The sequence below is a fragment of the Bradyrhizobium symbiodeficiens genome (assembly GCF_002266465.3).
Taxonomy (GTDB): Bacteria; Pseudomonadota; Alphaproteobacteria; order Rhizobiales; family Xanthobacteraceae; genus Bradyrhizobium; species Bradyrhizobium symbiodeficiens.
On the sequence record NZ_CP029427.2, the window covers coordinates 2,086,668 to 2,105,876 of the forward strand.

Genomic DNA, 19,209 nt, shown 5'->3' on the forward strand with positions numbered 1-19,209 from the left:
TCCGTGATGGTTCGCTCCTCGTGACCGCTATCGCATCTGCCATCGGCTGCCTTGAGCATGCGCGTGGCTCCGAACAAGGTCTATTGGCATTCCTATCGGATGAGCGACTACTCTTGGTCCTTGATAGCTGCGAGCACCTTCTTGAGTCCGTCGCTTCGCTGGCTGAACATGTCTTCCGCGATGCACCGCGAGTCCACATCATCGCGACCACTCGTGAGGCTCTACGCGTCGAAGGGGAGCACATCTATCAGCTTTCATCTCTTGGTACTCCTCCGAGCGGCTCGAATCTCGCTGGGACCGAAGCTCTGGCGTTTCCAGCGGTACGGCTTTTTGTTGAACGCGCCGCCGCGGGGGGATTTGATCAGGAATTGACGGATGAAGATGCGCTTGCAATCGCCGACATTTGTCGTCAGCTCGATGGGGTGCCACTGGCAATAGAGCTGGTGGCGACTCGGGCTAGTGCTTACGGTATCGGCGGGCTGGCAAAGGTGATCGGTCAACACCTGATGCTCGTTTGGCGATCGCGTCGCAGCGTGCCGCGGCATCAAACACTCCAGGCAATGCTGGACTGGAGCTACGACCTCTTGTCGGACCACGAAAGGTCGACGCTGCGTGCGCTATCGGTTTTTGTCGGGGCGTTCACGCTGGAAATGGCGCAAGCGGTCGTACCCGATCTTGGTCGGGATGATCTGCATATTGCCGAATCAATCGCAAGCTTACTCGACAAGTCGTTGATCTCTGTCTCGCTTTCGGAGGGACGTAGCACATACCGCCTTCCTGATACGACGAAGTCCTATGCTGCTGTCAAGGCACGAGAGCATGGAGGAGAAACCGCAGCGTCGAGAAGACACGCGCTTTACTTTGCAGAGCGTCTCGGTGGATTTCGAACGCCGGCGATGAGGGGGCGGGATCTGACCGTTTACGTGCGCCAGATCGGCGATATCAGGGCTGCTTTGGAATGGTGCTTTTCGACGTCAGGAGATCGGGACGTCGGGCTGGCGCTGAGTGCCGGGGCGGTGCCGCTCTTCCTCTCGATCTCGATGTTGAAAGAATGTCGTCGTCTTTGTCTGCAGACGCTGGAGGCATTGGCGGAAGAGGAGCGCGGAACCAGGCTCGAATTGGAGTTGCTACTATCGCTGGCGATATCATCCAATCATGCGTACAGCGACAGCGCGGAAGTTGAGACTGTGCTCGAACGAGGTTTGCGTCTAGCCGAATCGTTGGACGACGCCGAATACCAATTGGAGCTTTTGGCCGGTCTCAATCTTCATCTGGCTCGGCTGGCAGAGTTCGGCGGCTCTCTAGCCGCAGCGGAGCACTTTGCGACGATAGCCGGAAGTCTGGGTAGAGCTCGAGAGATCGCGACCGCCGAATGGATGCTGGGGGCCAGTTATCATCTGGTGGGCAACCAGAAGTTGGCGCAACAGAACTACGAAAATGGATTCAAGGGCGCTATGACGGCGCGCGTGAGCGATGTGTACTCTTTCGGTTTCGATCACCGTGTAAGAGCCTTAATCGGGTACGCAAGAACGCTATGGCTTCGAGGGTTTCCTGATCAGGCCGCCGAACGAGCGTTTCAAGGTATTGAGGCCGCCGGAAGGCAAGATCATCCGGTATCGCTCTGTATCTGTCTCCTTCATGCCGCGCCGGTGTTCTTATGGCGTGGAGATCTGCAAATCGTCGAAGCACTAACCACGCGGCTCATTACTTGTGCGACCAAATATTCACTGCCGAATTATGAGGCTGGTGGCTTGGGTTTGCGAGGTCAGCTCATGATGGCTAGAGGGGAGGCACGGCCCGGTGTCGAGATGCTCGAGGCCGCGTTGTCCATTTTGCGAACCGAGCGGCGATACATGCTCTCGTCCACGGTCTATCGGGCTTTAGCAGAAGGCTTACTCATGCTTGGTAACGTGGCAGAAGCAACCATTGTCATCGATGGATTGGTGGCCGACGCGAACCGTGGTTCCGGTACGTTTGAATTGCCCGACATGCTGCGAACTCAGGCGCGGGTGCTGCTGGCGGTGTCACCGGACAACTCGAGTGTGGCGGAAACGAAGCTCAGACAGTCGCTCGCCAGCGCCCAGCAGCAATCTGCTCTGGGATCGGAATTACGATCGGCACTTGCATTGGCGCGGCTGTGGGTGGATCGCGGCCTTACGCACGAAGCCGGCGGACTTCTTCGCGGGGTCCACGATCGGTTTACAGAGGGGTTCCAAACTGTCGACCTGATTGAAGCGGCTTGCCAACTCCGATCATTAAGCGCGGTGGGTACAACAGGCACCTGAATAATCATCGTCGGGGCTTGCCGTTAGGGCCAACTTTCATGTGAGGCAAAGCAAGGGCCATGGATGCGTTCGCCTTCACCTAGGCGCTGGGAACAATTCTCACTTTTTGACACAAATGAACTCGCGCCCGGGTGGTTGAACTTCCATGCTGCACGTTGCCATGCCGCAGGAGCACCAACGCTATGCCCCCACGTTTTCTTATGCCACCCTTTACCCTGGAAACTGCGACGCAGAAAGTGTGGTCTATCGAGGACAATTGGAATGGTCGTGAACCGGCACGTGTGGCGCTTGGCTACGCAATTGACAGTGTTTGGCGCAATGGCATCGAATTCCTGTCGGGCCGCGCCGCTATCGAGGCGTTTGTGACGCTACTATGGAAGCGGCAGGTGGAATACCGGCTCGTCAACGAAGTGTGGGCCTTTGCCGGCAATCGGATCGCTTTGCGGTATGCAAACGAATATCACGACGGGAGTGGAAGTTGGTTCAGATCGTACGGAAATGAGCACCGGGAAGTCGACCCGGGTGGGACGATACGGCTACGCATAGCAAGCTTCAATAGTCATCCGATCAGTGGTGCGGACCGGCTGTTTTTTTGGGCCCCTGGGGCGAAGGCCCGATGACCACCCAGAGCTTAGCGATTTTGATCTATAGAAATGGGTTCGGAGGCCCCGTAAGTGTTTCGTGTCCTGCGTACAACGTGTTGCGGCATGCGCCGTTCTGCGAGCTCAAAGGTGCCCGCTCCATTGCTTTCTCCTTGTCGCTTGCCGACAGCCCTTGAGCCGAGTGATGGGTGCGACCGGGAACAGAATGTTCGGTCAAGCGGGGGTGTGCCATAGTGAAGAGGCTCTGCCGCCCGCCTGAGTATGTCTCGAAGCCATGCATGCGGAGGGTCCTTTTCACTTCGCTTATGCCACAGCACGTCAACGCCGATGCGCGATGTCGGGTAAGGTAACTCGTATATCGACAGTGGATGGTTACGGGCGAAAGACTGGGCAAGAGGGCGCGGCGCAATAGCGGCAAATTCGTCATGGGCAAGCAATGCCGGAACTGCAAGAAAATGCGGAACTAGGAGGGCGATCGACTTGCCATTTGTCGATCCTGAAGCGGCTTCCAGTGCAGCTCTATCGAACATTTCGGATCGTCGCGAAAGTCCACGTTGGACTGTGGGACCGTCAGCGCGTCCATCATATTCACCGTGCAACGAAACAGCCGTCAGACTAAGCGTCGACAGCGTCTCGGGGACAGCCTTCCAAGTCTTATAGATGAACTTGTCACGAGAACGTCGTCAAATGTGAAGAGCGGAAGCGATCGCAGCTGTTCAGGGATTTGAGAGAAGGCTCCTATGGCCGCATCGACGTTTCCAAGATGTATCTGTTCCGTCAGATCGATGCCGCAATCCGGCCGGATTATGAAGTTTACCAAAGGCGCCTCTCGCCTGAGCAACTCTAGCAGCTTCGGAACCACCACAGTGGTGACTAGTTCGCTTGCCACGATAACAAATTGTCTCGTGGAATTGCTCGGCTCGAACCTCGGACTTCCGATCGCCATCTCGAGGGAACGCCACGCCTCGCGAATCAAGGGCGCCATTGCAAGTGCGCGTGCCGTTGGCTTCATTCCGGTTGGAGTGCGAATGAACAACTCATCGTCAAGCATTCCTCTGAGACGGGCGAGCGCGTGACTGACCGCCGATTGGCTGAGGCATACCCTCTGGCTGGCACGCAAAACGCTATTTTCCTCCATGACAGCGCTGAACACGCGCAGCAGGTTCAGATCAAGCTTGTTTAAGGATACTGTCATCGACGTGACCTTGTGATTAGTTAGAGAGCTGCCACGCGCATTAAGGAGTCACGGGTCTCGTGGCCGACGGCGATTGGAATCTAACCGGGAAAATGCGGGTGTAGGGGAGCCAAGATTGAGAAGCGGGATCCTCTTGAAGGGTGGACGCGACCTCGATTCGGTGCCGCAGCAACCTGACAGCGTGTCGTACGATGAAAAGTCCAACGCCTAGACCGTCGGGCCGCCCCGTATCGAGCCGGGTGAAGGCCTCGAAGATCTTCGGCATTTCTTCCTGGGAGACGCCGATTCCACTGTCGTAGACATCAATGCGGACCTCGGCCCCAATGCGTCGACAACCTACGACGATGCGTCCACCTTCTTGCGTGTACCGGACTGCGTTGCCTACCAAGTTCCGCAGCGCGGCACCCATCAGCAAACTATCACTCACTATCGCCGCTGTACTCGAAACGACTCTTAGCTTGATACCCTTCCGCTGTGCAGCGTCGCAATGTTCCTTGCAGGCTTGCCTCAGTAGCTGCTGAACGTGGACGGGACTTAGCTCGAAATTGTGCGCGTGTAGCCGCATGCGCAACGCGACCAGAAGCTGGGCGAGTTGCTCGTTGAGCTGGTCGAGAGCCCTCTGGCTAGCCTGGAGATGTCTAAGCTCGGATCTCGTTCGAACTCCAACCCCAAGCAGATCTAATGCGCCTTGCACGATCTGCAGTGGTTGGCGCAGATCGTGGCCCGCTATCGCAAGAAGCACGGACTCGAAGTTGTCGAGGCCTTGATGTTGTTCCGAACTGGTCATTGTCCAGCTGTGTGGCAGCGCGGCGGTGAAAATCGGGCTCTGTTTCGCGTGCGCGCTGAAGGGGCTGCTGCTCATCCGCCTGCCTGTCCATGTAAGCCATTTGAACCAATTCATGTCGGATATCTTGCGCCACTTGCATCGTCAGGCGAGTTATATGTTGTGAGGAAGTGAGAAGAAGCGCTCGGACCATGTGACTGGCAGCCGCTGGATGCATCGAAAAACCGCGAAAATTGCTGGTGCCAACGGCTAGATTTGTCGCGAGCGCAACAAGGGTTCAGAGGGTAGCTCGCCGGCGCGAAAACGGCGTGGCGCGCCGTCAGCGTCTGACGGACTCTCATGGCGGTCAGCTTTCGCCGGGTGAAATGCTGACAGAGCTGTATCACGACAACCTGCGGATCCCCGGCTTTATGCGTGAGGCTCACATCGTGTGCGATGCGGCTGAAGATGTTGCGTCCGCAAGTCTCCTGGAAAATTGGATCGACAAGACCGAGCGGAGAATCTGGTTTCTCTACGAGGTGACGAACGACTGAAGAAATGCATCGTAGTGCATGATGAAAGTGATAGGCCCATGATCGGTCTACGACGTCGAGAACTTCTTGCAGGAACGGCTGCACTTCCGTTCAGCGGGGCGAGCGTCAAGGCAGCAACAAGGCTGATAAAGAGCATTATGCTTCCTTTCCCGTATGCGTGAGGCAAGACAGATGAGTGTGCTTGGAAAACTCGATTGGAGCGCGGTTCCCTTTCGTGAGCCGATCATCATGGGGACGGTCGTCTGTCTCGCCGTCACTATCCTAGCGGTCCTGGCCTGGGTTAGTTGGAAGAGATATTGGCCGTATCTCTGTCATGCTCGCTGATCGGCGGGTAAGCTACCCAGCCGACGCGGTAGCATTTCTACTTTATAGCCGCAAATGCAACGCGGCTCGTGGCAGCCGATGCACCCGATGCACCATTGAGGTGCCGTCGTTTCATTTCCAAAGAGGGGGCCCAAAGCGCATACTTTATATAGGCGTCCGCGCGGCATTGAACGGAAACGAGAGTCCCATGACAGAAGGTAATGAAGCGAATTGGCACAGCTGTACGGAAGGCTGCAATCATGAGCTTGATGCTGCGAACATCGTGATCGACGGCGTCTGCATTCCGGATAGTAAAATGGCCGGTGAAGTAAGGCAGCTGGTCCGCGATACGGAAACTGACCTTTTGTTTAACCATTCGACGCGGGTGTACTTTTTCGGGGCCCTGACCGGGAAACGACGTGGTCTGAAATTCGATCCGGAGCTCCTCTACACGGGCGCTATGTTTCACGACATGGGTCTTACGGAGAAATATAGTACGTCACAAAACCGTTTCGAGGTCGACAGCGCAAATGCCGCCCGCGCTTTCTTGCGGGCGTACGCGATTGCAGAAAGAGACGTTGAGGCCGTCTGGGATGCCGTCGCCCTGCACACCACACCTGGTATCCCTGAACACAAGAGGGCAGAAGTGGCTTTGCTGACGTCCGGCGTGGAGATGGATGTCATGGGTATCGCGTACGAGCAGTTTTCGGAAGCGCAGCGAGATGCGGTGTTGGCAGCCTATCCGCGCGGAATGTCTTTTAAGTTGGGCATTATCCATGCGTTCCACCAAGGGATGAAGCATAGGCCTGACAGCACTTTCGGGACAGTTAACGACGATGTCCTTGCTTACTGTGACCCCAGCTTCAAACGAACGGATTTTTGCAAACTGATCTTGGAATCTCCATGGCGAGCCTAACCATGGAACGGAGATGACGAGACGAGGAACTGGGAGCCTCGAAATTGTGAGCGGCTATATTTGGTTCGGCCGCCGATGGATGTGCATGTCATGATGAGCAAGATTGCGGTTGCGGTAGTCGCGTCGGTCCTGTTGTTTCCAGATTTGGGAGCCGCCGAAGAGGGGTTACTTCGTACCGGTTCATGGCCGATACGCGATGGTCGCAACTACCAACCCACCGAGCGGGAGCTGCGGGCGATGGACCGGCAAGATGTTACACCCGATCAGGCCCGTGAGATTGACCGCTTATACGATGAGCTTATGAGCAACAGCGCACGGACTCGCAAGCGCAGTCGAACACCCAAGTATTGACTCGCGCTGATCCGCATAGGCGCAGGTAGATGCTCAAGGCGTCAAGATCAGCCGAGCGGCCCCTTGTTATAACTCGCGCTTGATTGACCACCACGTTTTGGTCCGACCAAGGACGAGCGGCCTGCCGAGTTATGCCTCAGATCCCAAACTGATCGTCTCGACGGAGGGGGATAAGTCCCATCGCGGCGAATTAGAAGCACAGCGGCGCGATCAGCCACACGGATCGGGAGCCGCGGAATTGAAAATCGCCCGCCGGCAAGAAGTCAACTTATCCTTCGCTTGGAACAGAGATCGAAGGTGGTAAAGTCTGCACTTGTAGTAGGTGCCAGTGGCATCGTCGGCAACAATCTTGGCCAACATCTCCGCAGTCGGGATGGCAAGTGTACAGGTTGGCGCGTCGGCCATCGAACGTCGGCGGAATAGTACCCGTGGCTGCGGATATCATGGATGTAGCTTCGCTTGGCGCCGCACTGCAGGACGTGCGGCCGTCGCATGTTTTCGTCAGCGCATTGTCGAGACGGAACACAGAGTCGGAAAATATCCGGATCAATCAGCGATGGTGCAAATGTGCTGGAAGCATTGTTAATGGGGAGCTCGGTCGAACACGTGGCGCTCGTGACGGGGCTCAAGCACTATCTCGGCCCGTTTGAGGCCTATGGCAAAGGCTCACTCCCGCCGACGCCTTTTCGCGAGGACCAGCCGCGGCTCGATCTCGGAAATGTTCACTATGCGCAGGAAGATGAGGTGTTAGCAGCAGCGCAGCGCGACGGCTTCAGTTGGAGCGTCCTCAGCCCCATACAATTATCGGTTTTGCAATCGGAAGCCCCATGAATGTAGGGACGACGCTGGCGTCCTACGCCACGATCTGTCGCGAAACTGGACGGCCATTTCTGTTCCCGGGTTCGGCGACTCAGTGGAGAGGGCTGAGCGATATGACGGATGCCAGGCTACTGGCCCGTCATCTTGAGTGGGGTGCCACTACCGGCGTCGCCCGCAACCAGGCCGTTAACGTCGTCAACGGCGACATCTTTCGTTGGAGCTGGATGTGGAGGCGGTTGGCTGATTGGTTCGGGCTTCTGCCGGCGCAGTTTCCGGGGAGGGCGTTCCGCTTGAACGTCAAATGGCCGACGCGGGCCCGATCTGGTCCGAGATCGCTCGCCGACCCCATCTGCTTGAGACGGACCTCAATATGCTGACGTCCGCATGGCACACCGACTCCGACCTAGGCCGTCCAATCGAGCCGTCACCGATATGAGCAAGAGCCGCAGGTTGGGATTTCTCGATTATCAGGCGACCGATGATAGTTTTTCGACCTCTTCGCCCAATTGCGCGAAACACGAATGATCCCTTGAGAGCGAATGGTGCCGCATACGCTGTGCCCGCAGCGCAATCGACGGCGACGGCTAACCGCGAGCGAAGCTTTTGGTCAATACCCCCATCTCGGAACGGATCGAAAGTGCGGATCGCCGTACGGAACTGGCATCCGACAGGACGGCTTTGGCGGGCGAACGCGAGAACCGGCCTGTTTTCACTCGCCAGCGGCGCCAGTGCCAAAGGTGTTCTGACGGGCCTGATGCCGGCATGGGTCATACTAGCCGACAGCAGTGCGCTGATCGTTTTCAGTATTTTTTGCTATTTGGTGGCCGCTTGGCGCTTCAAGAACTCCGGCGCGGCTCGACCGAATCCGGACGTGTCGAGGATCGACGCCAGAATATTGGCAGCGATGAGCAGCTTTCTATCGGTTATTTCAGCGGCGGCGCTTTTCGGGATCTGGTTCGTGTAAGTCTTAGCTATTTTTGAGCTTCTCGATGGACGATCATCGTAGGCGGCGATGCAAATCGATAAACGACCTGCTGAATTCCGTGGTATGTCGCGACGATACCCTGTTGGCAAAAAATAACTCCTTGTTATTTGCATTCAGGGATTAGGCAGAAAAATGCTGCAGAGCTGCGGTTTTCCACCGGTCGAACTGTGTGCCGGGCCATTCGTAGCGGTCTAGGATCTCGAACACCGCTTCATTTTTCGATTGTCGCGCGAGCCCGGGCTGACCACCGATTGACCACCGAAACCCCGTGAACAAACGGCGATAAAGGTGGTCAATCGAGAGCAAATTCTGTTGTTTTTGTTGATCTTTTCGTCTGCTACTTACGTTCGGGACGCAGGGGTCGCAGGTTCGAATCCTGCCACTCCGACCAAGATTTCCTTAGGTTTTTTCGTCTGATTTCGGTCCTCGGTCAAGCTGACCACCGTTTCGGTCATCGAAACATACCGGCCCCTTGGCAGGTAGCCAGGGTGATGGTGCCGTAGGTGTCCTGCAGCACCTCGGGGGACATCGCAAGGAACCCGGCCGCCTCCCAGATTGGCACGCCACGCTGCATCAGTCAGGTCGCGGCGGTGTGGCGCAAGACGTGCGGAGTGAGCTTACCCGGCAGGCCGGCAAGCCCCACGGCCGTCTTGAACCCCTTCTTCACGGATGCAACCGGCTTGCCGTTGAACTCAACGAAGCAGGTGGCGATCAATTTGCGGTCCCGCCAGCGACGCAGGTGAGCGAGCAGCCGGGCGGTATAGGCGCCGGCGTCTGGCGCTCAATTGGAACAAGCTATTTCCGTCCCCAGACATCATGGCCTCATGCCCCTGACGCGTGGATTACCGGCCAGCTATGGCTTTGCCGTAGCGGGGAAAATCAATGATTGATCTTCGATATCCTGGTCCGGGAGTCGATGGACGCCTGCCATAACATGCAGTTCTGCTAGGGATGGCATGGCCGCGGCGGATAACTGGACTGACTGAGGTTGCCATCTAAGGACGACGGTCGAAGCGACAATCACCGCCAGAACGACGAAAGAAGCGACCAAGAAACGGGTCATCAAACGTCTCCCACTTCGCCTATGTGGACAACAGAAAGTTTCAATAAGCAACATTGCCGCTAAACGCGGACACCCGGCTCGGCAAACGCTGTAGCAGCGGACTCTTGCACGAAAGTTTCAAGGACAGCGGCGGCACCGAGCGCGACGATGGCGGCGAAGAAACAGGCAATTGTGAAAACGCGCATGTTGTTGATCCCTGCATTTGCAACGTAACACCTGATTTGTGCGTCTCTCGTACAAAACGCCGTGTTCAGCCCGGAAGCGCGAAAGCCTCCGCCTCAATATCGATAAACGTCCGTCCGAGCGCGCCAACGGACGCATAGAAACCCGCCGAACTCGTTCGCTCGAGATCAGCGAAAAAACGTCTCATCCAGCGTGAAACATGCTGATCAAAGAAGATCCTCTCGGCGCCCGCTGGCGCTGGAATGCTCCCGCCCGCCAAGCCTGCCATGATCTCACAGAGAAATCCCGCGTGGTCTTCGGGCTCCGTACGCTCCGGAGCCTTTTCGAGGCCGAGATCCCCGAGAGTTTCCCGCAACCGCGCGAGGGGACGGCCATACAGCGTATCGGACAGGTAGTGTGACGCATAAGGCAGCAGTGCCCCCTTGCCCAATCCTGCAAAGAGGGCAAAGAACTCGCGCGACGCCGCCTGCTCATTTGTCCGGCGCGCCGCATCCGCCAGCGCAACGTGCGCGACGCCCATCGGACTGGCATCGCCGCGCAGTGCGGAGATGCGGCTCAGCAGATTCCCGTCCGGGCTGCGCGTCAGCAACGTCGCCAACAGCGCGTATTCCTGCGATCGGGCAAGGTCGAATTCATCGACAGTACGCACTGAAGCGATCCTTGCTGCTAGCGTGGCAATGCACTGCCATGACGTCGTGCTCGCTGTGAGGGCAACATTGTTGTGGCAAGACCGTCAGCCTGCTCGGCAGCATCCCGATCCTCGGTCGGCGGTGTCGCGGCATCATCTGGTAACGATCGAACTGCCGAGGCCGTTGGTTCGAGGACTGGCTGTTCGGAGTTGACGAGGCCTTGCCGTACCGGATCGATCGGCGGTGGTACGTCCGCAAGCACGTCCTGGACCTGTTCCAGGCCTTTCGAAACCTGCGCGACAAGATCGGCCATTTTGTCCGTTGGATCGAGCGGACCGAATCCCGGAATGGCGTTGGGGTCATTAAAATCCCACTGGTTCTCCGCGATCCCGATGAAGTCACGAATTGCAGGATCGGTTGCCCAGGCGCGGCGTAATGCTGCCCGGGCCAATTCGGCCGGGACGCCGGTGTTGAGGAAAGCCGCGATATCCGTGTGAGCGGCAATCGACTCGATTGACGGCAGGCTTGCGAGATCGAAGGGACGCTCGGGCGCGACCTCTCCGGCCGATGGCTCTGCGGCTTGCGTGACCTCGGCCTGTTCAGCCTCAGCACTTTTCGACGCCTGCTTGAGACGCGCCCAGCGAAGGAAGACGTTATTCTCAGGCACTGTTCTGTCTCGTGTCCTGTGCGGAGGTTGCTAGCGATTGCGTTTCCGTTTGACGAAGGGGCGTTCGACATGGTGTTCGGCAATGAAGCGGCCGATGATCTCGGAGATACCAACCGGCATCGGCACGGCTTCAATCAGATTGCTGCCCGCGTCGGTGAAGGCTTCGCCCTCCGCAGGGTCGGCGGTGACAGCGAGTAGCTCATAAGGTGGTTCGGAGCCGGTGGGGCGCAGATTGACCCATAGAGTAGGCGAGCCTGATGTCAGGTTCTCGCGATAATTGGTGGTTTCGGTGCGATGCAGTTCGATCACAGCGTCACCTGCATAGAACAACGTGACCTCGCCTTCGCCGCCGATCGGAGTCCACGGCTTCGCGGACGGCTCACCCGCAAAGACAGCCACGGGCCGCCACAGAAAATCGGCCCACGCACTCTTCGCTTTGCGTCGTTCGATTGCAACACCGACAGCAATGCGTGCAAGACTTGTCGATATCAATTTGCCGTCTCCAACCGAAGCGCGTCTCCGATACAGGTCGCCTTTTGCGGCATGGGGAGTATATACTCTGAGGAAGATCCGGCCAGTAGGAGGCCGCTCGATGTTGGGAGCCGCAGGATATCGTGACCGTCGTTCCTGAAACCGGCAGGCGCTTCCTGATCTGCTCATGCGAAGGAACGATGCCGCTCGATTCCGATGCGATCGGCCGCGGCTGCCACGGCAAAATAACGGCCGCGACGCAGCTCTGCGGTGCCGAGCTTGGGCGATTTGGAGCAATCGCAGCCGACGATGGTCCGCTTACAGTCGCCTGCACACGGCAGGCGACGCTGTTTTCGCAGGTCGCCGCCGAAAATAATCGTGCGAATTCGATACAGTTTGCCAACATCCGCGAGACCGCCGGATGGTCCGATGACGCCGAGCGCGCGGGGCCGAAGATGGCCGCGCTGCTGGCCGCCGCGACTGAAGTCGCCGCGCCTGCGCAAATGGTCCAACTGGAGAGCAGTGGAATTATCCTGATCTACGGCCGCGACGAGGCCGCGATCGAGGCCGGCGATCTGCTGAAGGACCATCTCGACGTCACCGTGCTGATTGCGCCGCCAGCCGCGCTCGCGCCGCCGCGTAGCGCCGACTATCCGATCGCCAAGGGACGGATCACGAGCATCAAGGGACATTTGGGCGCGTTCGACGTCGTGGTCGACGACTTTGCCGAGGCGGCCCCGTCCTCACGCCGCGCCCTTTCATTTGGTCCATCGCGCAACAACGCGCGTTCGAGCTGCGACATCGTCCTCGACTTGACCGGCGAGCCGGCGCTGATCCGCGGCGACATGCGCGACGGTTATCTGCGTGCCGATCCCGGTCATCGCGCGTCTGTTCTCCAGGCTGTGCTGAAGGCGCGCGACCTCGTCGGGACCTTCGAGAAGCCACGTTACATCACCTTCGACGCCGGGCTTTGCGCCCATTCGCGTTCGAAGCAAACCGGCTGCACCCGCTGCCTCGACGCCTGTCCCGCCGGCGCGATCACGCCTGCGGGCAACCATGTGGCCATCGATGCCGACATCTGCGAAGGCTGCGGTCAATGCGCGACGGCCTGTCCGACGGGCGCCGCGTCCTATGCCCTGCCGCCGGAAGACGCGCTGGTCAGGAAGTTGCGTACGATGCTGCTCGCGTACCATCAGGCGGGCGGTCAGCGGCCCGTCATGCTCGTGCACGACGAGGTCCACGGTTCGCCGCTGATCGACGCGCTGGCGCGGTTCGGCGACGGCTTGCCCGCGAACGTGGTGCCGTTTGCCGTCAACGAGGTTACGCAGGTCGGGCTTGAGAGCATCATCGCAGCCTTTGCCTATGGCGTGTCGGCGGTCCACTTTTTGCTGCGCGCCAAGCCGCGCCACGACGTCTCCGGCTTGACGCGAACGATCGCGCTGGCCGATCCAATTCTTGCCGGCCTTGGCTTCGGCGAGGGGCGGCTTTCAGTGATCGCGACCGACGATCCGGACCACCTGATCGAGGCGCTCCGCGCGGCGCCGGCCCACGCACCAGCTCCGCGCCCCGCAAGCTTTCGCCCGGTGGGCGGCAAGCGCGACGTGCTACGCTTTGCGCTAGCCGAACTGCATCGCGCGGCACCTGCCCCCGTCGATGTCGTTCCATTGCCGGACGGGGCGCCGTTCGGAGCCGTCGAGGTCGATGCTGCGGGCTGCACACTTTGCCTCTCTTGCGTGTCGGTCTGTCCCACGACGGCGCTGCGCGACGACCCCGAGCGGCCGGCATTGCGTTTTGTCGAAGACTCCTGCGTTCAATGCGGTCTGTGCCGGACGACGTGTCCGGAAAAGGTCATCACGCTGGTCCCGCAAATTGACTTTCGTGCGAGCCGGGCACCAACCCGGGTTCTCAAGGACGAGGAGCCGTTTTGTTGCATCCGCTGCAGCAAGCCGTTCGGCGTCAAGAGCAGCATTGAGCGCGTGATCGCCAAGCTCGAAGGCCAGCACTGGATGTATTCAGGCTCACCGCAGAGGCTCGACGCAATCAGGATGTGCGGCGATTGCCGCGTCGGCTTCGTCGCCGAACAAGGTTTTGAATCTTATGGCGCGCCAGGCCCAACCGTCCGCACGACGGACGATTATCTGCGCGACCGGGAGGCGCAACGAGACCCGGACGGCGGCTCCAACTGAATTGCCCGGTTCAGGGGAGCCCGAGCGCCATCGCTCTATTCAGCCGGCGTGGCCGAAGCTTGCCGGCCTTCCGCTTCGAGCTTCTCGGCGAGCCAGCGGTCGTGATGCTCTCTCGCCCAGTTGATATCGACCTCGCCGGTGCCCATGGCTTCGAACGCGCCCTCCATGCCGAGCGTGCCGATATAGATGTGTCCCAGGATCAGCGCGATGAACAGGATTGCGATGACGGCGTGAGCGACCTGGGCGATCTGCATGTCCGCAATATTGGTGCCGTAGAAGGGAAACAGCAGCACGAATCCGGACACGGAGACGGCGACGCCGGCTGCGACCGACAGCCAATAGACCATCTTCTCACCGAGATTGAAGCGCCCCGCGGGCGCGTGCTTCGACTTGATGAAGCCGCCGCCCTGCTTGACCCAGTCAATATCTATTCTCTTGAAGAGATTGTCCCTGAAGAAAAGCAGCGTGATCAGAACAAGGCCCGCCACGAAGGCGAAGCTCGTGAAATTATGCACGTACTTCGCGATCTGGGAGATGTCGGAGAAGGCATCCGGGCCGACGAGCGGTCGCAACAGGATCTTGCCGAAGGTGACGTTCAGGCCGGTCAATCCGAGCAGCACGAAAGAGACCGCCGTCAGCCAATGCGCGAACCGCTCGAAGGCCTTGAAGCGGACGATCGTCTGGCCGGAACGCCCCGCCTCGATGCGAAGCCGGCCCATGATCAGATAGGCGAGCGCCAGCACGGCAAGCATGCCGACGATCACCAGCGCGGCTCCCCAATGCAGCAGGACCTCGTGGAAATAATCCCAGGTCCGTCCCGCCGGCTGCACCAACACGCCGGCTTTGGCATCGGGAATGTCGATCCGGCCCTGGATGCGCGCCGCTTGCTCGAGAAGCGTCTTCTGGGTGGTCACACTTGCGGTCGGATTGGGTGCCCCATCGGGACCGAGCTTCTGGGCGGGCACAGAAGCTGTCGTGAGACCGAACAGCATCAACAAGAGCGCTGCGAAGCGAATGCGTGCGAAAGCCGTCATCACGGATACCCAATCTTCGTCCCTGATCGTCGTGTTGGCGCAGGTCCTTTACGTTTTGACGTCCTCGTTGTAGGCGGTCGTCCAGCCCCAGGCTCCGGAGCCGTAGCCGCGCTTCTCGACGCGTTCCTCGTAGAGTTGCGCGATGATGTCGCCATCGCCGGCCAGGAGTGACTTGGTCGAGCACATCTCGGCGCACATAGGCAGCTTGCCTTCGCCAAAACGATTCGACCCGTATTTCGCATATTCTTCCGCGCTGCCCGGCGCCTCCGGCCCGCCGCCGCCAGCACAATAGGTGCACTTGTCCATCTTGCCCCGCGAGCCAAAATTTCCGACCTGGGGATATTGCGGCGCTCCGAACGGACAGGCGTAAAAGCAATAGCCGCAGCCGATGCACTGATCCTTGTTGTGCAGGACGATGCCGTCTTCGGTCGGATAGATGCATTTGACCGGACACACCGACGCGCAAGGCGCATCGGTGCAATGCATGCAGGCCATCGAGACCGACCGCTCGCCGGGTTTGCCGTCATTGATGGTGACGACGCGACGTCGATTGATGCCCCAGGGCACCTCGTTCTCGTTCTTGCAGGCGGTCACGCAGGCATTGCAGTCGATGCAACGATCCGCATCACACAGGAATTTCATGCGTGCCATCGGTCTAACCTCTCATGCGGCCCTGATCTGACAAAGTGTGGCTTTCGGTTCCTGCATGCCGGTGGCAGGATCATAGCCATAGGTCGTCAGCGTGTTGACGCTCTCACCGAGCACGATGGGATCCGCTCCCGTCGGATATTTCGCCCGAAGGTCGGCGCCCTCGTACCAGCCGGCGAAATGGAAGGGCATCCACGCAACGCCCTTGCCGACGCGTTCCGTCACCTGCGCCTTCATCCGGGCCCGTGAGCTGTTCTCCGCACCGGTCACCCAAACCCAGCCGCCATCGACGATGCCGCGCTCGGCGGCGTCCGCCGGATTGATCTCGACGTACATGTGCTGCTTCAGTTCGGCGAGCCATTTGTTGGACCGCGTTTCCTCGCCACCGCCTTCGTATTCGACCAGACGGCCCGAACTCAGAATCAGCGGGAACTGCTTCGAGATCGCACGGTCGACGGCGGCCTTCTGCACGGAGAAGCCGATATTGGGCACGCGAAACTGCTTCGCGTCCGGCAAGGTCGGATAGTCCGCAACGAGGTCGGGACGCGGCGTATAGATCGGCTCGCGATGCACTGGAACCGGGTCAGGCAGATTCCACGCAATCATGCGGGCCTTGGCGTTTCCGTAAGGCGAGCACCCGTGTTCGATCGCGACCCGCTGGATGCCGCCGGAGAGATCGGTCGACCATGACACCTTGTCCGGGTCGGCCGGATTGATGCGCCCGATCACCTCGCGTTCCTGCGCGGTGAGATCCTTGTCCCAGCCAAGTTTCTTCAGCACGCCCAGAGTGAACTCGGGATACCCGTCCTTTATTTCGGAACCAACGGAGTAGGAGCCTTCTGCGAGAAGATTGTCGTGATCTTCCCGCTCCACTTCCTGCCCGCTCTCCATCACCTTGCGCTTCACCACGCGCTCGACCCCGAACCGCGCGCGGAAGGTGCCGCCGCCTTCCTTCACCGGAAGATTGGTGTTGTAGAGAATCGGGGTGCCCGGATGCTTGAACTCTGGCGTGCCCCAGCACGGCCATGGCAGGCCGTAATATTCTCCGCCAACCTCGGGATCGTCCTTCGGCGCCCGCAGCGTCACCAGGTCGAACTTGTGCTGGTTCCTCATGTGGGCCTTGAGACGCTCCGGCGACTGCCCGCAATAGCCCGTCGACCATCCGCCGCGGTTGATCTCGCGGAGGATGTCCTCCGCCGAAACCGCACCGTTCTCGACCCTGATGTTCTTGAACATCAGGTCGGCAAATCCAAACTTCCTGGCGAACATGTACATCATGTCGTAGTCGTTCTTCGCCTCGAAGACCGGATCGACGATTTTTTCACCCCATTGCAGCGAGCGGTTGGAGTTGGTGCGCGAACCTTCCATCTCGAAGCTCGTGCAGGCCGGCAGCAGGTAAGTGCCGTTCTTGCGCTCCGACAGCACCGACCATGCGGTCGGATAGGGATCGCAGACAACCAGCAGCTCGAGCTTCTCGATGCCTTTCACCGCCTCCGGCATCCGGGTGATGGTGTTGACGCCGTGTCCCATGATGAACATGGCCTGCACCGGATTGGGCTGGCTGATCTGGTCCTTAGGCAACAAGGTTGCGTCGAACCAGCGCGTGCTCGGAATGCCCGGCGTTTCCATCAGCTTCTTGTCGGGGAAACGCGACTTCATCCAGTCGTAATCGACCTCCCACACCCGGCACCAATGCCGCCAGGCCTCTTCGGCGAGACCGTAGTACAATGGCAGCGAGGTGACATCGAGACCGAGGTCGGTCGCGCCCTGCACGTTGGTATGTCCGCGGAAGATGTTGGCGCCTGCGCCGGGCTGCCCCATGTTGCCGGTGGCGAGCAGCAACAGGCAGCTGGCGCGGACATTCGCAGTGCCGGTGGTGAACTGGGTCTGCCCCATCGCCCAGATCAGCGTGGCCGGCTTCTGCGTCGCGAACAATTGGGCGACGTGCTTGACCTGAGCCTCCGGCAGGCCGGTCACGCGTTCGACCTCCTTGGGAGGCCATTTCGCAATTTCCTTTCGGACCTCATCCAGGCCGTAAACACGCTGGTTGAGGAATTCCTTGTCCTCCCAGCCGTTCTCGAAGATGTGCCACAGCATGCCGTAGATCGTGGCGATATGCGTGCCGGGCCGAACCCGGACGTACTCGGTCGCGTGCGCGGCGGTCCGCGTCATCCGCGGATCGACCACGATCATGTTGGCGCGGTTGAGCTCCTTGCCTTCAAGAATGTGCTGCAGGGAAACCGGATGAGCCTCGGCGGGATTGCCGCCCATCAATAAAATGGTCTTGGCGTTGCGGATGTCGTTGTAGCTGTTGGTCATCGCGCCGTAGCCCCAGGTATTGGCTACGCCGGTGACCGTGGTCGAGTGACAGATGCGCGCTTGATGGTCGGAATTGTTGGTGCCCCAGAACGCCGCGAGCTTGCGATTGAGATATGCAGCTTCGTTCGTGAACTTGGCCGAGCCGAGCCAGTACACCGAGTCGGGCCGGCCTTCTGACGGATATCCAGCAGCTTGTCGCCGATCTCGTCGATGGCCGTCTCCCAGGAGATCTTCGTCCACTGTCCGTTGACGAGTTTGACGGGATAGCGCAGACGCCGCTCGTTCAGCACGTCGTCGCGAACTGCGGCACCCTTGCAGCAGTGCGAACCACGATTGATCGGACTGTCATAGTCGGGCTCCTGTCCGATCCACACCCCGTTGGCGACCTTGGCGATCACCGAGCAGCCGACCGAGCAGTGCGTGCAGATATTCTTCCGGATCGTGACCGGTGCGCCGACAGGCGGTGGTGGACCAGCCTCGGCCTTTCGAACGCCGTGCAGCGCAATCTCGCCCACCGCGACCAATGCGCCTGCCGTGATGCCCGAACGCTTCAGGAAAGCTCGCCGGTCCAAACCCGACGAAGGTCGGCCAGCTTCCGCGTTGGAGGGCTTTGCACGCTCCGGACGACGCTCGGACTTCCTGATCAGCACGGAGGTCTCCTATCGAGCGTTGGATAGCCGTTGACGCGGTAGAAGTTCCTGACTTCCTGCGAGTCAGGTTGATAACGAGCCTTGCGCTTTTGACTCAAGTCGACCGGCTTTGCGGAAACCGGGGAGGGCAACAGCTCGCCGGCGCTCACTACGCCGACGATCGTCAGCTTAAGCAAGTCACGTCGAAGAAGCTTTCGTGGAGGGTCACTCTTCAACGAAGCGTACTCCCGTTTCAGGTTATCCCGTCGATAATTTATCCGAGTTCGGCCTCAGACATCAATCGCAACCCTATATTGCCCTAAGCGCAGGGCGGGTAAGCCGCTAATCTATACCTTAGATAAAGGCACCAAACGGTCCCCGCGGTGCTAGTACCTCGCCAGGCTCCGATAATTGTCGTGCGAATTGGAAATGCGAAGTTGCGCTGAAGAATTGCTCGAGGGCATCTGTCTGCTGGGGCTAACCCTCTGGCTCCGCAGTCCATGTCCGCTATTGTGGTAGCTCGAGCCGAGACAGGCGTGTGCCTAGACGCAGGACACGAACTGACGGCAGTTACACTAAAACCCATGCGCACCATTCGTTTACCGAA

General features: G+C 59.3%; 14 protein-coding genes and 3 pseudogenes. 8 read left to right on the forward strand and 9 right to left on the reverse strand.

Translation table 11 applies throughout. The features are described 5' to 3' along the window. Window positions 1-20: 20 nt before the first annotated feature. Window positions 21-2,285, forward strand: a complete 2,265-nt coding sequence (locus CIT39_RS09515; RefSeq protein WP_334273113.1) for an ATP-binding protein — start codon at window positions 21-23, stop codon at window positions 2,283-2,285. Between the two features lie 182 nt (window positions 2,286-2,467). Further along, window positions 2,468-2,936: pseudogene (locus CIT39_RS09520) on the forward strand (DUF1348 family protein). 561 nt (window positions 2,937-3,497) lie between these two features. On the opposite strand, the gene CIT39_RS09525 reads toward CIT39_RS09520, so the two are convergent. Then, a complete protein-coding gene (locus CIT39_RS09525) occupies window positions 3,498-4,082 on the reverse strand; it encodes a LysR family transcriptional regulator (protein ID WP_334273114.1) in 585 nt (194 codons plus the stop codon). A gap of 40 nt (window positions 4,083-4,122) precedes the next feature. Next, the gene (locus CIT39_RS09530) at window positions 4,123-4,983 is read right to left on the reverse strand and encodes a sensor histidine kinase (RefSeq protein ID WP_334273115.1); all 861 of its coding nucleotides are present in this window, start codon (window positions 4,981-4,983) and stop codon (window positions 4,123-4,125) included. A 191-nt stretch (window positions 4,984-5,174) separates the two neighbouring features. On the opposite strand from CIT39_RS09530, the gene CIT39_RS09535 reads away from it, so the two are divergent. From CIT39_RS09535 to CIT39_RS09555, 5 genes and pseudogenes are all read left to right on the forward strand, one after another. Then, on the forward strand, window positions 5,175-5,399 hold the full coding sequence (locus CIT39_RS09535; protein WP_148667306.1) for a ferritin-like domain-containing protein: 225 nt from the start codon (window positions 5,175-5,177) through the stop codon (window positions 5,397-5,399). Window positions 5,400-6,018: 619 nt separating this feature from the next. Then, a complete protein-coding gene (locus CIT39_RS09540) occupies window positions 6,019-6,618 on the forward strand; it encodes an HD domain-containing protein (RefSeq protein WP_244607616.1) in 600 nt (199 codons plus the stop codon). Window positions 6,619-6,708: 90 nt separating this feature from the next. Further along, window positions 6,709-6,969, forward strand: coding sequence for a hypothetical protein (locus tag CIT39_RS09545; RefSeq protein ID WP_148667307.1), 261 nt, complete (start codon window positions 6,709-6,711; stop codon window positions 6,967-6,969). Window positions 6,970-7,266: 297 nt separating this feature from the next. Continuing rightward, a pseudogene (locus CIT39_RS09550) lies at window positions 7,267-8,321 on the forward strand (SDR family oxidoreductase). A 104-nt stretch (window positions 8,322-8,425) separates the two neighbouring features. Further along, on the forward strand, window positions 8,426-8,752 hold the full coding sequence (locus CIT39_RS09555; protein ID WP_148667308.1) for a hypothetical protein: 327 nt from the start codon (window positions 8,426-8,428) through the stop codon (window positions 8,750-8,752). Window positions 8,753-9,350: 598 nt separating this feature from the next. Here the strand turns inward: CIT39_RS09555 and CIT39_RS09560 are convergent. From CIT39_RS09560 to CIT39_RS09575, 4 genes are all read right to left on the reverse strand, one after another. Continuing rightward, on the reverse strand, window positions 9,351-9,488 hold the full coding sequence (locus CIT39_RS09560) for a hypothetical protein (protein ID WP_155526017.1): 138 nt from the start codon (window positions 9,486-9,488) through the stop codon (window positions 9,351-9,353). 598 nt (window positions 9,489-10,086) lie between these two features. After that, window positions 10,087-10,668 carry a TorD/DmsD family molecular chaperone gene (locus CIT39_RS09565; protein ID WP_094975576.1) on the reverse strand — a complete coding sequence of 194 codons (582 nt, stop codon included), beginning with the start codon at window positions 10,666-10,668 and terminating at the stop codon, window positions 10,087-10,089. A gap of 17 nt (window positions 10,669-10,685) precedes the next feature. Next, a complete protein-coding gene (locus CIT39_RS09570; RefSeq protein WP_094975575.1) occupies window positions 10,686-11,315 on the reverse strand; it encodes a DUF3306 domain-containing protein in 630 nt (209 codons plus the stop codon). A 30-nt stretch (window positions 11,316-11,345) separates the two neighbouring features. Continuing rightward, entirely contained in the window at window positions 11,346-11,807 is a 462-nt protein-coding gene (locus tag CIT39_RS09575) for a DUF3305 domain-containing protein (protein ID WP_094975574.1), read from the reverse strand. 179 nt (window positions 11,808-11,986) lie between these two features. Here CIT39_RS09575 and CIT39_RS09580 point away from each other — a divergent pair, with 179 nt between their 5' ends. Then, a complete protein-coding gene (locus CIT39_RS09580) occupies window positions 11,987-13,972 on the forward strand; it encodes a 4Fe-4S binding protein (protein WP_094975573.1) in 1,986 nt (661 codons plus the stop codon). A 35-nt stretch (window positions 13,973-14,007) separates the two neighbouring features. Here CIT39_RS09580 and CIT39_RS09585 read toward each other — a convergent pair whose 3' ends face one another. From CIT39_RS09585 to CIT39_RS09595, 3 genes and pseudogenes are all read right to left on the reverse strand, one after another. Then, a complete protein-coding gene (locus CIT39_RS09585; protein WP_094975572.1) occupies window positions 14,008-15,006 on the reverse strand; it encodes a formate dehydrogenase subunit gamma in 999 nt (332 codons plus the stop codon). Window positions 15,007-15,054: 48 nt separating this feature from the next. Further along, window positions 15,055-15,657 carry a formate dehydrogenase FDH3 subunit beta gene (gene fdh3B / locus CIT39_RS09590; protein ID WP_094975571.1) on the reverse strand — a complete coding sequence of 201 codons (603 nt, stop codon included), beginning with the start codon at window positions 15,655-15,657 and terminating at the stop codon, window positions 15,055-15,057. Window positions 15,658-15,669: 12 nt separating this feature from the next. After that, window positions 15,670-18,623 (reverse strand): annotated as a pseudogene (locus CIT39_RS09595) (formate dehydrogenase subunit alpha). Between the last annotated feature and the right edge of the window lie 586 nt (window positions 18,624-19,209).